Origin of the sequence: Aquimarina sp. Aq107 (assembly GCF_943733665.1) — a bacterium.
GTDB lineage: Bacteria > Bacteroidota > Bacteroidia > Flavobacteriales > Flavobacteriaceae > Aquimarina.
In genome coordinates this window covers 230,179-245,330 of the sequence record NZ_OX030782.1, presented here as the reverse complement: position 1 = coordinate 245,330, position 15,152 = coordinate 230,179, and the positions used below count along the sequence as shown (strand labels likewise).

Annotated in this window: 10 protein-coding genes; 8 read left to right on the top strand and 2 right to left on the bottom strand. The window is 32.9% G+C overall.

All coding sequences use genetic code 11. The features are described 5' to 3' along the window. Positions 1 to 59: 59 nt before the first annotated feature. From NMK29_RS01020 to NMK29_RS01005, 4 genes are all read left to right on the top strand, one after another. Complete coding sequence (locus NMK29_RS01020) at positions 60 to 2,054, top strand: tetratricopeptide repeat-containing sensor histidine kinase (protein WP_108805224.1); 1,995 nt, start codon at positions 60 to 62, stop codon at positions 2,052 to 2,054. 12 nt (positions 2,055 to 2,066) lie between these two features. Beyond that, positions 2,067 to 2,732 (top strand): response regulator, encoded by a 666-nt coding sequence (locus NMK29_RS01015; RefSeq protein ID WP_108805223.1) that lies wholly within the window; start codon positions 2,067 to 2,069, stop codon positions 2,730 to 2,732. Between the two features lie 327 nt (positions 2,733 to 3,059). Continuing rightward, entirely contained in the window at positions 3,060 to 3,635 is a 576-nt protein-coding gene (locus NMK29_RS01010) for an RNA polymerase sigma factor (protein ID WP_159092336.1), read from the top strand. A 326-nt stretch (positions 3,636 to 3,961) separates the two neighbouring features. Next, on the top strand, positions 3,962 to 4,603 hold the full coding sequence (locus NMK29_RS01005) for a hypothetical protein (protein WP_108805221.1): 642 nt from the start codon (positions 3,962 to 3,964) through the stop codon (positions 4,601 to 4,603). An 80-nt stretch (positions 4,604 to 4,683) separates the two neighbouring features. On the opposite strand, the gene NMK29_RS01000 is transcribed toward NMK29_RS01005, so the two are convergent. Beyond that, complete coding sequence (locus NMK29_RS01000) at positions 4,684 to 8,865, bottom strand: fibronectin type III domain-containing protein (RefSeq protein ID WP_108805220.1); 4,182 nt, start codon at positions 8,863 to 8,865, stop codon at positions 4,684 to 4,686. A 490-nt stretch (positions 8,866 to 9,355) separates the two neighbouring features. Here NMK29_RS01000 and NMK29_RS00995 point away from each other — a divergent pair, with 490 nt between their 5' ends. The 4 genes from NMK29_RS00995 to NMK29_RS00980 all read left to right on the top strand — a co-directional run bounded on the left by NMK29_RS00995 (position 9,356) and on the right by NMK29_RS00980 (position 14,586). Further along, positions 9,356 to 10,753 (top strand): RtcB family protein, encoded by a 1,398-nt coding sequence (locus tag NMK29_RS00995; RefSeq protein ID WP_199915072.1) that lies wholly within the window; start codon positions 9,356 to 9,358, stop codon positions 10,751 to 10,753. 223 nt (positions 10,754 to 10,976) lie between these two features. Continuing rightward, the gene (locus NMK29_RS00990; RefSeq protein WP_108805219.1) at positions 10,977 to 12,965 is read left to right on the top strand and encodes a tetratricopeptide repeat protein; all 1,989 of its coding nucleotides are present in this window, start codon (positions 10,977 to 10,979) and stop codon (positions 12,963 to 12,965) included. 11 nt (positions 12,966 to 12,976) lie between these two features. Next, positions 12,977 to 13,639, top strand: coding sequence for a hypothetical protein (locus tag NMK29_RS00985; protein WP_108805218.1), 663 nt, complete (start codon positions 12,977 to 12,979; stop codon positions 13,637 to 13,639). Between the two features lie 65 nt (positions 13,640 to 13,704). After that, complete coding sequence (locus NMK29_RS00980; protein ID WP_027395321.1) at positions 13,705 to 14,586, top strand: aldose 1-epimerase family protein; 882 nt, start codon at positions 13,705 to 13,707, stop codon at positions 14,584 to 14,586. A 50-nt stretch (positions 14,587 to 14,636) separates the two neighbouring features. Here the strand turns inward: NMK29_RS00980 and NMK29_RS00975 are convergent, their stop codons facing one another. Next, entirely contained in the window at positions 14,637 to 15,062 is a 426-nt protein-coding gene (locus tag NMK29_RS00975; RefSeq protein WP_108805217.1) for a hypothetical protein, read from the bottom strand. Positions 15,063 to 15,152 lie beyond the last annotated feature (90 nt).

Below are 15,152 nucleotides of genomic sequence, written 5' to 3'. Positions count from 1 at the left end.
TCCTTTACTTTCTCCATTATGAATAATTATTTATTTTAGTTGTTTAATCAAGCCTTTTGATGAGATTACTAAAGTCAATCATTATATCCATAATCTGGTCATTTTCATTAATAAGTTGTAATGGAGCAAGAGAAAATCAAAAGAAGGAAGTTGATAATAAATTGAATAAAGAATCAATATTAACAAATATTGAAAAAGCGAATGACAAAAGCTTTACAAAAACAAAGAGAAAATTATATTTAGATTCAGCCTATAATCAAGTAAAAAAACTAAAAGAATCTTCCTTCCAAATACAAAAATTAGAGAAAATATCTGTAGGGTATTACTTCTTGAATGAATTAAATCTTTATAAAGACATAAATCAAGAAGCTTTAATAATTTCCAAAAACATAAAAGACTCAATTATTACTGGAAAATTATATGGCAATCTAGGAATATATTATAGAAAAATGAATCTTCTTGATAGTGCTTATCAAAATTTCTATAGTGCCAATAAAATATTTTTCGTTCTTGCGAAGAATAAAAAAATTACTCCTTCAAAATACTCTTTTGACTACGGAAAAGTTTTGATTGATTTAGCTAAATTATCACGGAAAGTTAAAGATTATAATAATAGTGAAGATTTAACAATACATGCTATTAAACAATTTCAATTATCCGGCAATCTATCCTATCTTCCCTTATCATATACCAGTTTAGGAATCACTGCTAGAGAATTAGGGCGTTTTGATGATGCTATTGAGTATAATCAAAAGGCCTTAAAATATGCAAGTAACACAGATAAAGACATACTTTATAAAATTATTGTAAATAATAATTTAGGGATGGTCTATCAAACTCAAGGAAACTATGAAAAGGCGGAAAAATTCTTTAAGAAAAACCTTAAATATGTAGACTTTTTTGAAAAAGATCTAAAAAGAAAAGCGCGTTTATTGGATAATATAGGATATGTCAAATTAAAACATAATAAACATAATGACAGTATTCTCTTTTTGCTTAATAAAGCTTATAAAATAAGAGACAGTATAGGAGACATAAGAGGTTTATCAGAAAGTAGTTTAAGTCTAACAGAATATTATTTTATCAATAATAATTACAGCCTATCACGAACCTTTGGAATAAAAGCAGAAAAAGCTGCAACTACAACAAATAGCAATACAGGACTTCTTCAAGCCTATGATTTATTAGCACAAGTTTCTCCACCAGAAGAAGGAAGAAAATACGCGATGGAGTATATCAAACTAAATGATAGTCTCACCAAAAGAGACAATCTTTTTAGAGATAAATTCGCCAGAATACGGTTCGAAAGTGAAAATTTAGAAAAAGAGAACCAACAGAAAAGTAAGGAAATTGAGGAAGTACAAAACCAAAACACCGTCTATCTCCTTGGGATTTTACTACTTGCTACATTCATTGGATTTATCATATATTTCTCGCGGCAGCGAACCAAATATTTAGCACAACAAAACAAAATTGTAGAGTTCCAGGCAGCTTATGAAACCGAAACACGTATTTCTAAACGGTTACACGATGAAATTGGGAATGATATTTTTCAGGTAATGATGCAATATCAAAACGATCCACACGATCCGCAGATTACCAAAAAACTGAATACCGCCTACACCAAAGCCAGAGACATCTCTAGAGAAAACAGCGAATTCGAGGTAGATGAAACCTATACAGAAGAGTTAACCGATATGTTAACGAATTATACCAATAACAATATCAGATTGGTACAAAGAGGTATCGACAAAATCGTTTGGAATACTATGGATAAAAACCTAAAAATTACTATCTATAGAGTATTACAGGAACTGATGACCAATATGCAAAAACATAGTCAAGCAGATTTAGTTGCTATTGTCTTTAAAAATGAAAAAAACAACCTAATCATCAAGTACTCTGATAATGGTGTGGGTATCCAAAAATCAGCTATAAAATCAAAAAATGGACTCCGTAATACGGAAAAGCGTATTCTAGCTATCAACGGAACTATTATCTTTGACTCAGAAAAAAATAAAGGCTTTAAAGCTGAGATTAAAATCCCGTGTTAAAAAGGATCGAATATGTTTACAAAAGTATTGGTAGCAGAAGATTATGAAATTGCCAATCAAGGTATCGTAAAAGTACTAAATGACGAAGTAGGTATCCTAGATATTAAGGAAGCTAAATACTGTGATGATGCATATATCAAATTTAGAAAAGCTCATCAAGGTGAAGACCCGTTTGAATTACTGATAACAGATCTTTCTTTTAAAGAAGATCATAAAGTGCAGACCAGAACTTCTGGTATAGAACTCATACAAGACATTCGGAAAATAGACCCTACTATCAATGTAATCGTATACTCTCAGGAAAGCAGACCTGATAAGATAAATATGTTATTCCAAAAACTTGATATAAATGGCTATGTATGCAAAGGCCAACATGCAATTAAAGATTTAGTAAACTGCATACAAGGTGTGTATAAAGGTGATATCGTGCTTCCATCAGAAGTAACGGATGCTAACACCGATAATATCATCAATTTAGATGATTTCGATATTATGTTATTAGAAGAACTTGCACTCGGTTTTACTAAAAAAGAAATTGTGCAAAAATTAAAAAAACAAAAAATATCGCCAAATAGCGAAAGTACTATTGACAAAAGAGTGAGTAAACTCTTTGATGACTTTAAAGCAAAAAACACCACACATCTAGTTGCAATTGTAAAAGATTTGGGGTTATTGTAAAAAAAGCAATCTACTACGAGCTATATTCTTAGCTATTTGTTTCTAATCTCTTTTTCTACAAATATTTTCTTTAAAAAAATCCTTCTTAGTAGGATTACGTGTAGATCTTTTGATCAAATCGCGATGTACATTTTCATCTGCTTTTTGCAATTATATTTAGTTAGATAACAATTACTAAAAAAACTGTTTTTTCTAAAAAAATTCCCTTTGATTACGGAAATCTGTAAGGACTTCCGCGCTAGTAAATCTATGTTTGTACCATCAAAAAAAAGTAAGATTTTATTTAAGTATTCTAATCAAAAAACAAACGGTATAAACAAAAAAGTAATGGGAAAAATGGATACAAATCAGGCAATAATATCCGGAATCATTAAGGGAGATCAACGGACATTAAAAGTTTTCTATCGTGACAATGTAAGATATATCCAAGGGTATATCCTTAGAAATGATGGTAATATGCAAGATGTAGAAGATGTTTTTCAGGATGCGTTAGTGGTATTGTATCAAAAACTAAAATCTGGAACTTTAGAAATAAACGTTCCATTAACAACTTATTTTTATGGGATTTGCAAAAACACTTGGAGAACTCGATTGCGCAATAAACATAAGGTAGTTCATGATGAGACAAAATTTATGAGTGCAGAACATGTAACTGAATCCGTAATCAAGGATATCGAAAACCAAGAACGTGAGCATTTATACCGAAAACATTTCCAGAAATTAAGTAGTGATAACAAAAATTTAATGCTGTTATATTTTGAAGGAAAATCTGCCAAGGAAATTTCAAAAATCACTGGGTATACTGAGGGGTATACTCGAAAAAAGAAATTTGATGTCAAAAAACAATTGTTAACGATGATCGAAAAAGATCCATTATATCGTGAACTTAGAATTACCGCATAGCTAATTACAAAAGTTATTTACTTTAAACAGATATAGCTAAGAAAATTTAAGAATAGCTAAAAAAAAGAAAACCAGGCCGGGATCCTGGTTTTCTGCATTAAAAAAGTAATCACTGACGACTGACTTGTCGCTTATGAAAAAACGAGAATTAACTCATATTCTTCTTTATAGCCATTTTTTATACTATAAACAGCCAACTCCAGAAAAACCCTACATTTTAATATTTAAAATTATTATTTAATGTTACACAACCGGATATTGAGCATAAAAATATCTTTGAATCTAATAAAAAATCACCTATCATTACATCACTAAAACTAAACAACATGAAAAAAATAATCCCGCTATTACTTCTTGTTATTTGTCTATTCGCCTGTAAAAACGAACAAAAGGAAAAAACTTTGGATACTGAGGATAAAATTGAATCCACTGATGATAATCAAGAAAAAGAAGCAGAAAAGAAAAACAATAATTATCAAACATCTTCGGTAGTTAAACCAGCTAATATTGATCTGACTAAAGAAGTGGAGAATTTTATCATTTGTAAAAAAGCTGCTACAGAACGAAATGATTGTAGAAATAGTATCGCCAAAACAATTACCAAAGTCTTTGAAGTAACAGAATTTAGGGATCAAAAATTGGGATATGTGTTATATGATAGTATTCGTCCTATTGCAGAACGATCTAAGAGTTGGTTGCAATTAGGAACTGTAACTCAGCAAACCATAGATCAAGCATTAGAGCATACCAATAGAGGTGGTTTAGCACTAATCATTGACACTTCAGAAACATATGGCCATGTAGTTGTGATTGTTCCAGGAGAAAGCAAAAAATCTGGATCTTGGGGTATGAAACTACCCAATGTGTTATCACTAAGCAATTATAAACCCGAAAAATCATTTAGCAACAAATCACTTTCGTATGCGATGAAAAAAAGTGATGATTTAAAGGTTTTTGTTAGGCAGTAAAAAAAATAACTAGTACATCTTATAACAAGAAAACCAGGCTTATAAGCCTGGTTTTCTGATTCATATTTAACACGTGAAATTTATCGTTTAATAAACTGTGACATAATTTGGCCACCTTTCTTAGTGTTCGTTCTAATGATATAAACACCTTCAGTCAAATTCTGTACATCAATACTTTTAGTATTAGTAACTCCTTTACGTACTATTTGTCCAGAAATATTGATAATACTATATGTATATTCTTCATTACTAGAAGTCTTTATATATAAGGTATTTCCGTTTACCGGATTTGGATAGAACTCTATTTCCGATACTTCATCCTCATTAACTAAAAGGTCAGCGAATTCATCATTTACAGCAGCAGTTCCAGAGGTACTTAACGATACATCATCTACGGCCATATCCCCTTGCCAAGAATTCCCTGAAGTTCCTACATAACGCAACTGCATACTACCTCCCGCAAAACTATTTAAGTTTACTGAAGCTGTATTCCAAGAATTTCCTTGATTTCCAGATCTACTCCATACTTCTGTCCAAGTTGTTCCATCATCATTACTTGCTTCTAATTTCAATTCTCCAACAGCATTACCAGTCATATGATACCTGAAACCAAAAGTAGCAGATGCTGAACTACTTAAGTCAAAACAAGGTGAGTTTAAAATAGTAGTTCTATTTGGGTTATTTGGATTAGATGTTTCTACATATACATAAAAAGTACCTTCATCTGCTGACGACGGTCCTGTATTGTTTGATGGAGTTCCTCCTGATCTACGGATCCAATCAAAATCATCTCCTGATCCTTGCGACCAATTACCAAAACCTCCTTCAAATCCTTGATTATATGGGAATGTTGTGATTCCTCCAGAGCATCCGCTACCTCCAGTAGTTCCATCGGTAGTTAAAGAAATACGATCTACTGCCATATCACCTTGCCAAGAATTTCCTGAAGTTCCTACATAACGTAATTGCATCGAACCTCCTGAGTAACTATCTAAATTAACATTAGCAGTATTCCAAGAATTTCCTTGAGTTCCGGATCTACTCCAAACTTCAGCCCAGGTAGTTCCATTATCACTACTTGCTTCTAATTTCAACTCTCCAACAGCATTACCGCTCATATGATACCTAAAACTATAATCCGCAGATGTTTCTCCACTTAAATCAAAACAAGGGGAGTTTAGAATAGTAGTTCTACTAGGATTATTTGGATTAGATGTTTCTACATATACATAAAAAGTACCTTCATTCGCAGAAGATGGTCCAGTATTATTTGATGGAGTTCCTCCTGATTGACGAGTCCAATCAAAATCATCTCCTGATCCTTGCGACCAATCTCCAAAACCACTTTCAAATCCTTGATTATATGGAAATGAAGTTATTCCAGCTGTACAACCATTGCCTCCTCCTGTAGATCCAGAAGTGGTTACATTTGCAGTATTACTATCTGCAGATTCGTTTCCAGCTGCATCTTTTGCTCTTATTACAAAAGTATAAGAAGTATTAGCTGTTAATCCATTTGCAGTATAGCTTGTTCCTGTTACAGTGTTAATTACTGCTCCGTCTTGATATACATCATATCCTGTAACACCTACATTATCCGTTGATGCAGTCCAACTTAAATCTACGGTTGTTTGGGTAATATTAGATGCCGTTAAGTTTTCTGGAGCACTTGGTGAAGTAGTATCAGTAGTATTTCCATTTGCTGTAAACGAACCAGTGAACACTCCTCTTCCGTAAGTAGAAGCTATTATTCTATTATTATTATCATCACCATTTATCGCCCAATAGTCAAAAGAAGTAACACTAGCATCACTCATTCCATTCTGTGACTGACTCCAAGTTGGATTGGTTGCATTAAAATTAGTAGTAACCCAAACTCCTAATTGTGTTCCCACAATTACTTCGTTTCTATCTAAAGGATTCTGCAGCATATCTCTAACAGGAATATCTGGTAAATCACCTTCTTTGCTTACCCAATTAGCTCCCGCATCAGAAGAATACCAAACGCTAGTTACTCCATAATTATGCATGGTAACCATGATATCATTTGCCGTTTCTCCTAATCTAACCGAAGATACTGAACCTACAAACGGTGTAGCAATTTCTGACCAGTTTGCTGATCCAACACCAACATTTGTTAATCGAAACATTTGTCCTGTAGCAGTACCAACGTACCAAACATTATTTTCAAAAGGAGAAGGAGTTAATGCCGTAGGTTTACTAGTTAATAAAGCGTTCGTAATATTAGTATTAGAGTTTGCCGCTACATTAATTGTTTTAATAGCAAAATTGGTTCCAGAAGACGCATTTGTTAGCATAAAATTAGCGTCACTATCATATCCCATTTGATTTACAAAATCTCCCGTAGATTGATCGCTCACTAAAGTAGTAGCTCCACCTTGTCTTCTTCCTCTTCCATCCCAAGGAAGATTAAATCTATAAATAACATTTCTAACAAAGGTTGCAGTCATATATTGACCATCTTTATCCACAAAAGTGTAAAAACCATCTCCATCTGATAATTCTTCAGATCCATTAATTCCTGGAACTGTATTTCTAAATGCCTGAGAACCGTTATCTTGTGCTCCAGCTGTAAAAATCCCTGAAGTATCTCCAGCTCCATCAGGACCAATCCCTGCTTTTACATATTGTGTTACATTAAAATTGCTATTTCGTGCGCCAAAAACATTTGAATTCTGAGCAGTTGATAGACTATTTGCATAATATACACCTCCGTCAGTACCAAAAATAGCCTGATTGGGGCTTCCTGGTCTAAAAGTCATCGCATGTTGATCCGCATGAACTAAAGAAACTGGTAACCCAGCCAAACCTGGATTGTTAGACCATTTAGAAATTTGACCCCAACTATTTCCGCTATTAGCAGATCTAAATAGATCAATTCCTCCTACATAAACAATATCATCATTTGTAGGATCCGCCTCTATCATTAAATCATAGAATGCTTGTCCTCTAGTAAAATCATTTGCAGAAATACCATTATCTGCATCATTTGGCAGGGCGGTTTCCGTTACAGATCCAAATTTATTGGTTGTTCTATAAATATGCACCGGAGTATTTCCGCTTCCTTGTGTTAATGCATATAGTTTATTCGCATCTGTAGAAGAAACTTCAATTTCTACTCTGTTAGAATCTGCCAAAGGCGATCCTGCAGCCTCAGTCCAGGTAGCACCATTTGTAGAACTAAATACTCTACCTCCACCACCTCCGCCAATTCCTGGAGTTGTAATAGTTCCCATCCATAATGTATTATCTGCACCAATTTCAAAATCATTTGGAATAAAGAAATAATCAGCTCCACTAAAAACAAAACTCATATTAGTAGATTCTATTCTGCTCCAAGTAGCACCACCATCTATCGATCGATATAATCCAGCCGTTTGCAGACCTAACCAATTTGTTGGATTTGCAGCATCTCCATAAACGTGAGCCCCAACTCCAACAAATAACTCAGTACGATTTTGGGCAGTATTATTCCAAGCCAAAATATCATTTACGTAAAAAATGCCAGAAATAAATAAGTTAGCCGCGTTGAAATCAAAACTACCAGCTCCTGCAGCAGGAATTGCAAGTGATTGCCAACTTGTTCCTCCATCAGTAGAACGATAAATACCACTACCAACTACATCTCCAGCGGTATACTGTTCTCCAGTACCTAAATACCAAATATTAGAATCTCTAGGATCTACTGTAATAGAGGTTACCGATAAATTTCCCGGAACATTCTGTACACGACTCCATTGTGAAGCAGCAGAGGTTATATCGTTATTAACCCATAAACCTCCACTTACGCCACCAGCGTATACTCGTCTATTAGAAGCATCATTAGGATCGAACATTATTGCTCTTGTACGTCCACCAATATCATTCGGTCCTCGTTCTATCCAAGGATTACTAGCATCATCTCCAGGAGCTCTTTTAGACAACCCTCTTCTCAATTTCTCTTGAGTCTCATAAATCTTTTCCGGTTCCGTCCTACCAGTTTTAGGATTCATAGATAACTCCCACATTTGTTCAAAATATTTGTTAGGAGGAAGACCTTTGGCTTTTCTTTCAGACTTAGAAAGCTTTAAGGTATTTTTAAAAGGACTTTCCTTAAGGTGATTTTCATGTACTTCTCTTTGACTTGAGATAGCACTAATTTCTTTTTTAGATTTTGAGTTTTTATAAAAAACATAAAATCCAGCAGATACCACTGCAAATGTCAAACCCAACAACATGGGTCGTTTTAATTTTTTAATCATTTTAGTTAATTCATTAAATTATACATAAGTTAATTTGAGTTTGTGTACTAATACAACAATCTTTTAATGAAAAACCCTACTGTTATCTTAATAAATTATAATACTATTTTATCCCCATGAAAAGCACTTTCTAGATATTGAGTGATATTAATTTTATGTTTCAAAAAACAACACATTGACTACAAGTGTTTTAACTAAAAAAAAAGATGGTTTTAAAATATATTTAATAGATTTTCAAGTAGTTACTATAATTGACAAAAAACACAAACAAGGGTAAATTCCCCTTTAAGTAAAATAAAACTTAATCCTATTTTAATTAATTATATGAAAAGGAAAAAAACCATAAAAAATGACATTTGGTCTAAAAACATAACTCGAAAATAAAATTAAAGAGAGGTTGATTAAATTTACAAATTATTAAAAAAAATATTTACTACGCAAAACTATTGCGTAATACAATCTAATCTTTGCTTCATTAATTAGAAATACAATGAAAAATAAAATTAACATTACCGGAAAGACATTGATTGATTTAGGATTTAGATCTGGTAAATGGTTCCCAGAAGCTATTGAACATATCAACACCCATCAATTAGCTGATGAAGCAATGCATACCTATTTAGAACAATATAAAATGCCTCCTATCCAGGAGTTACATAAAACTGCTATAGACTTTAAAATTAATATTAAAGCAGAGAACGAGTTAGAGCAAGATAATATTACCAAAGTAACTGACTCCATGAAGGAATTGATGAAAACTCCAACCATTATAAACGGTGCCGTGATGCCGGATGCATGTCCATCTGGCCCAAAAGGAACTATTCCTGTAGGCGGCGTAGTAGTCGCTAAAAATGCAATTCATCCAGGAATGCATAGCGCAGATATCTGCTGTTCTGTGATGTTAACTGATTTTGGTAAAATGGATCCTAAAAAAGTATTAGATGCTGCACATGCTAGTACTCATTTTGGACCTGGCGGAAGGCCTAGAGGACACCAATATCAGCTGACCGATGAATTGTTAGCAGAATTTAAATCTAACTTCTTTCTTAGAGAAGATAAAGATATTAGTATGGCTAGGGAACATCTAGGAACGCAAGGAGATGGAAATCATTTTCTGTTTGTAGGAACTTCTACCAAAACTGGAAATACCATGATGATCACACATCACGGATCCAGAGGTATTGGAGCCAGATTGTATAAAAAAGGAATGCATATCGCCGATAAGTTCAGAAAAGATTTATCTCCAGATACACTAAAGCAAAATGCTTGGATTCCTTTTGATACCGAAGAAGGTCAAAACTACTGGTCGGCATTACAAACGATCAGAAAATGGACAAAATTAAATCATGAAGTGATTCATGATGCAACTTTGAAAACGTTAGATCTAGAAGCAGAAGATAGATATTGGAACGAACATAACTTTGTCTTTAAAGAAGGTGACTTATTTTATCATGCAAAAGGAGCAACACCATTAGATAAAAAGTTTATGCCAGATATCACAGGACCAAGATTGATTCCATTAAATATGGCTGAACCTGTATTAATTGTCGAAGGAGCAACTACAGAAAATAATTTGGGATTTGCACCACACGGAGCAGGTAGAAATATGAGTAGAACGCAGCATAAGAGAAATAAAGAAGGACAAACTAATGAAGAAATCTTTGCCATCGAAACAGAAGGTTTAGATGTGCGTTTTTTCTCTAAAGAAATTGATATTTCTGAATTACCTAGTGCTTATAAAAATGCCGCAACTGTAAGAAATCAGATGGAGGAATTTGGGTTGGGTACTGTAATAGACGAAGTGATGCCATACGGATCTATTATGGCGGGAGATTTTAGTATCAATGCTCCTTGGAGAGTGAAAAGGAGAAAAAAACAAAGTAAATAAACTTAATCAAAACTGAGCTCCCTCTTAAAGGAAGCTCAGTTTTATAAGTTGATCTTAGATACCATTCAAGCATAGGAGGAAACCTATTAACCGTATTAAGTAATTATATAATTCCTAAAAACAACTATCCTTAGTCCTTCTTTGGAATGAAACAAGATATAGAGGAGTATATTTTACACTCCGTATATTTTTAGTATTTTAAAATTTATAATTAAAACAGTCTATGGTTTTTAATATCAAAAAAATAACAGGTATTCTTATACTCTTTATTTGCTTCTTACATTGCAGTTGTGATCAGGAAGAAACTGTTCCACTAGAATCCATAGATCCTATTGATCACTTTATAGAACAAGCTGAAGATAAAACTAAAACCAAAGAGAAACGAAAAAAATATCTGGATTCTGCCTACACTATCTATAATACTTTGGAAGACAATACATATAAAAGAAAGAAAATTGATAAGATTTCTGGTACTCATTATCGGTTAAAAGAGTTTGAAATCTCTAAAAAATTAGATGAGGAAATGTTAAAGCTATCCAAACAATTAAATGATTCTTTGGGAATAGCGAAATCATATTCCAATCTTGGAATTTATTATAGAAGGAATTTGAACTTGGACAGTGCGTATTACTGTTTTTATCAAGCTAATAAACTATACTTTTCCTTTGATGTAAATAGTAGTTTTAAACCCACGGATTATTTCTTTTACCATGGAATCACACTAGTTGATTTAGCCAAACTATCTAGGAAAGTAAAGGATTATAACCAAAGTGAGGCATTGGCTATCCAGGCGATTGAGCGATTTAAAATATCCGGTAATTTATCATATATACCTTTATCATATAATAGTCTAGGTATCTCTTCGAAAGATTTAGGAAACTATGAAGAGGCTATATTGTATTACAAAAAAGCAATTGAATATGCGAAAAACACTAAAAAAGAGATATTTTATCTTTCTCAATCAAATAATAACATAGGAACGGTTTACAAATCTCAAAAAAAATATGATTTAGCTGTAACACATTACCGTAAAGGGTTGTCTTATGCGGACTTTTTATCCAAAAATCCTAAACACGAAGCAAGATTACTAGATAATTTAGGATATGTAAAGTTTCTTGCGAATAAAAATAATGATAGTTCATTATTCCTATTTAATAAAGCATATCGAATAAGAGATAGTGTCAAAGACATGTATGGGCTATCTACAAGTTTTCTTCATCTATCCGAATATTATGAATCACAAGGTAATCAATATCTAGCCAGAATGTTTGCTAAAAAGTCCAAGGAAAATGCTACAAAAGATCGAGATAATGATGATCTACTTCAAGCCTATAAATTATTAGCTCTAGTATGTATTCCAGAAGAAGGGCAAAAATATGCTATGAAGTATATTCACCTTAATGATAGCCTTACTCAAAGGGATAATTTGTTCAAAAATCAATTTGCACGTATACGATATGAGAGTAATACGCTACAAAAAGAAAATGAACAAAAAAGCAAGGAAATACAACAAGTACAAGATCAAAACACCATCTATCTTTTGGGTATCATATTATTATGTACACTTATTGGATTTGTAATCTATTTTGCGATACAACGCAACAAATACCTTAAACAACAAAGTAAAATCATACAGTTTCAAACTGCTTATGAAACAGAAACACGTATCGCCAAACAATTACATGATGAGTTGGGTAATGATATTTTTCAGGTAATGACACAATATCAAAATACTCCCAACTATAACCCTCAACTACTAGAGAAACTAAATAAAAGTTATACCAAAGCGCGCGATATTTCCAGAGAAAATAGCGATTTTGAAATCGACCTAACTTTTGAAAAAGAACTGAAAAATATGCTTCAAAACTATACTAATAAAGATTTGCTACTGGTCCAAAAAGGTGTAGATACCATTCTCTGGAAGCACACAAACAGTACTATAAAAATAGCAACCTATAGAGTTTTACAGGAATTAATGACCAATATGCAAAAGCATAGTCAAGCAGATCGTGTAGCTGTTATATTTGCTAACGAAGGTAAAAGCATACAGATTAATTATACAGACAACGGAATTGGCATCGATACTACTCAATTAATCTCTAAAAATGGACTACGCAATATTCAAAAACGTATAGAAGCAATTGGTGGGACTATTACTTTTGATACGCAAAAAAACAAAGGCTTTAAAGCAAGAATCGTGATTCCTGTTTAAGAAAAATTCCAATGAACCTATATCCAACCATACAAAACAGCAAACAGTTCCTTTCAGATTCCTGGAAGGAACGCTATGCTGATTTTTTACAAGAAGAACATCTACAAGTTTTCTCCAAAAATCTGGAACATTATCATCAGTTTGGAATTCCAGATAAACATCCACTCCCCCATTTTGATGAAGAAATAACATCTTCACAATCCGAAGCGTTCAAGAATTTTAAAACAATTCTTGCTGAAAACAACACAACTCCAAAAGATTGGGCAGCGATTATTGAAAACACACCTTTTGAGCATCTTTTATTGCTTATTGGTCAACGATGTACCTCAGCCACGTTACAGAATGAAGAGGCGATTCCGCCATTAAAAGAAACATTACTAGCTAGTTGTTTTACTCCTTTTAATCATCAAATCTGTATAGCTACCAGAGCTTGGGAAAAACATATCGGAAGATCTACTGATAATTTTTGGGGAGAAATAAAAGGTAACCCTACTCAGAAAGAAGAAAAAGTAAGAAAACGTATTCTAGAAATTATAGAAAATAAAACTTGGTGGAATATCTTTTATCATTATCAACACGAATATGTATATGAGATTAGAGTACCAAGCGGTCATGGAATCCGATGGAGTTCGGATGGAACAAAATTAATAGGTTTTTTAGAACCTTTTCTATAGATTCATATATCGAAGTAACTTCTTTCTTTACTTTTGTAATAACCATTAACCAACATAATACGTATATGATTCACACTATAGAAAACGACCACCTAATTGTTAGTATTGATAGTATTGGAGCAGAATTAACAAGTATCAAAACCAAAAAAGATAATAAAGAATTTTTATGGCAAGGTGATCCTACTATATGGGCAAGTCGGGCTCCTGTGCTGTTTCCTATCGTTGGAGGATTAAAAAATGGAACATATACTTATAAAAAGAAAAGTTATTCTTTACCAAAACACGGATTTATCCGACACAATAAAAATGTAATAGGAACGCAAAACAATCCTACTAAAGTTTCATTTTCGCTATCTACTTCAGAAGAAACACTTAATAGTTATCCGTTTACATTTGATTTCGTCATTAGTTTTGAACTTGTCAACGATCAAATCATAATTTCGCATAGTATAAATAATAACGGTTCGCAACCCATGTTTTTTTCAGTTGGAGGACATCCAGCTTTCAATTGTCCTATACACTCGTCAGAAAACTATGAAGATTATTATATTTTATTAGAAAAAATGAACAATACTGATTGTTACGTACTTACATCAAATGGATTGATTAGTAATCAAACTATATCTGTCATAGAAGATCACAAAATCTGGCTTACCGATTCTCTTTTTGATAATGACGCACTTATTTTTAAGAACATCAAAGCAGAAAAGGCCACTCTTGTTCATAAAGAAAAAGGGGCAGTACTTTCTATGGATTTAAAGGATTTTCCCGATCTTGGTATATGGGCAAAACCCAAAGCTCCTTATGTCTGTATAGAACCTTGGTTAGGATATGCTGACGTAGAAGATACCACCCAAAACATCGAAGAAAAAGAAGGGATCCAAAAACTCGATGAAGGAAAAACGCATAACAGTAGTTATACAATTACCATAACCGATTGCAAATGACACAAAGTGAATATTAGTATCAACTAATGCTAAAATTGCTTTAAAATCTTCTAGTATTCGTATAAAACAGTTTGGTCAGAATTTGTAATATTTAGCAAGACTTGATTCCCTTCAACTTGTAGATTCGAAATATCGAAATCCAATTCTTGGGTAATAAAAGCTTGGCAAACTTCTTCATTTTTCAATGACAATCTTAAATTTCTTTGGGGCGGATTGGATTCAAATACACTCTCGGAATCAATTAATTTTAGTTCCCAAGTATTTCCATCACAACCTGACGCTCCAAAATTGACTTTTAAACAATTATCAGCTATTGCTACACTATTAATGGTTACTTGATCTGAAGGCGCATCCGCATATTCTGAAGCATCTACCAAAGTTGTAAAATCACAATTAGTTGGGTTTGCAACATCATCATCATTCGAACAGCTCAAAATTGTAACTCCGATTAAAAGAAGGACAAGTATATTTTTCATGATTAAAGTTATATGTTATTTCATAGATGAAACTCTTACCTGATGGTTGCGGTGAATTATACAAAATTTTTATAAAAGCTATTACTATTT

Coding starts and splice junctions, on each gene's coding strand:
- NMK29_RS01020 (WP_108805224.1), top strand. CDS start 60: ATGAGATTACTAAAGTCAATCATTATATCCATAATCTGGTCATTTTCA.
- NMK29_RS01015 (WP_108805223.1), top strand. CDS start 2,067: ATGTTTACAAAAGTATTGGTAGCAGAAGATTATGAAATTGCCAATCAA.
- NMK29_RS01010 (WP_159092336.1), top strand. CDS start 3,060: ATGGGAAAAATGGATACAAATCAGGCAATAATATCCGGAATCATTAAG.
- NMK29_RS01005 (WP_108805221.1), top strand. CDS start 3,962: ATGAAAAAAATAATCCCGCTATTACTTCTTGTTATTTGTCTATTCGCC.
- NMK29_RS01000 (WP_108805220.1), bottom strand. CDS start 8,865: ATGATTAAAAAATTAAAACGACCCATGTTGTTGGGTTTGACATTTGCA.
- NMK29_RS00995 (WP_199915072.1), top strand. CDS start 9,356: ATGAAAAATAAAATTAACATTACCGGAAAGACATTGATTGATTTAGGA.
- NMK29_RS00990 (WP_108805219.1), top strand. CDS start 10,977: ATGGTTTTTAATATCAAAAAAATAACAGGTATTCTTATACTCTTTATT.
- NMK29_RS00985 (WP_108805218.1), top strand. CDS start 12,977: ATGAACCTATATCCAACCATACAAAACAGCAAACAGTTCCTTTCAGAT.
- NMK29_RS00980 (WP_027395321.1), top strand. CDS start 13,705: ATGATTCACACTATAGAAAACGACCACCTAATTGTTAGTATTGATAGT.
- NMK29_RS00975 (WP_108805217.1), bottom strand. CDS start 15,062: ATGAAAAATATACTTGTCCTTCTTTTAATCGGAGTTACAATTTTGAGC.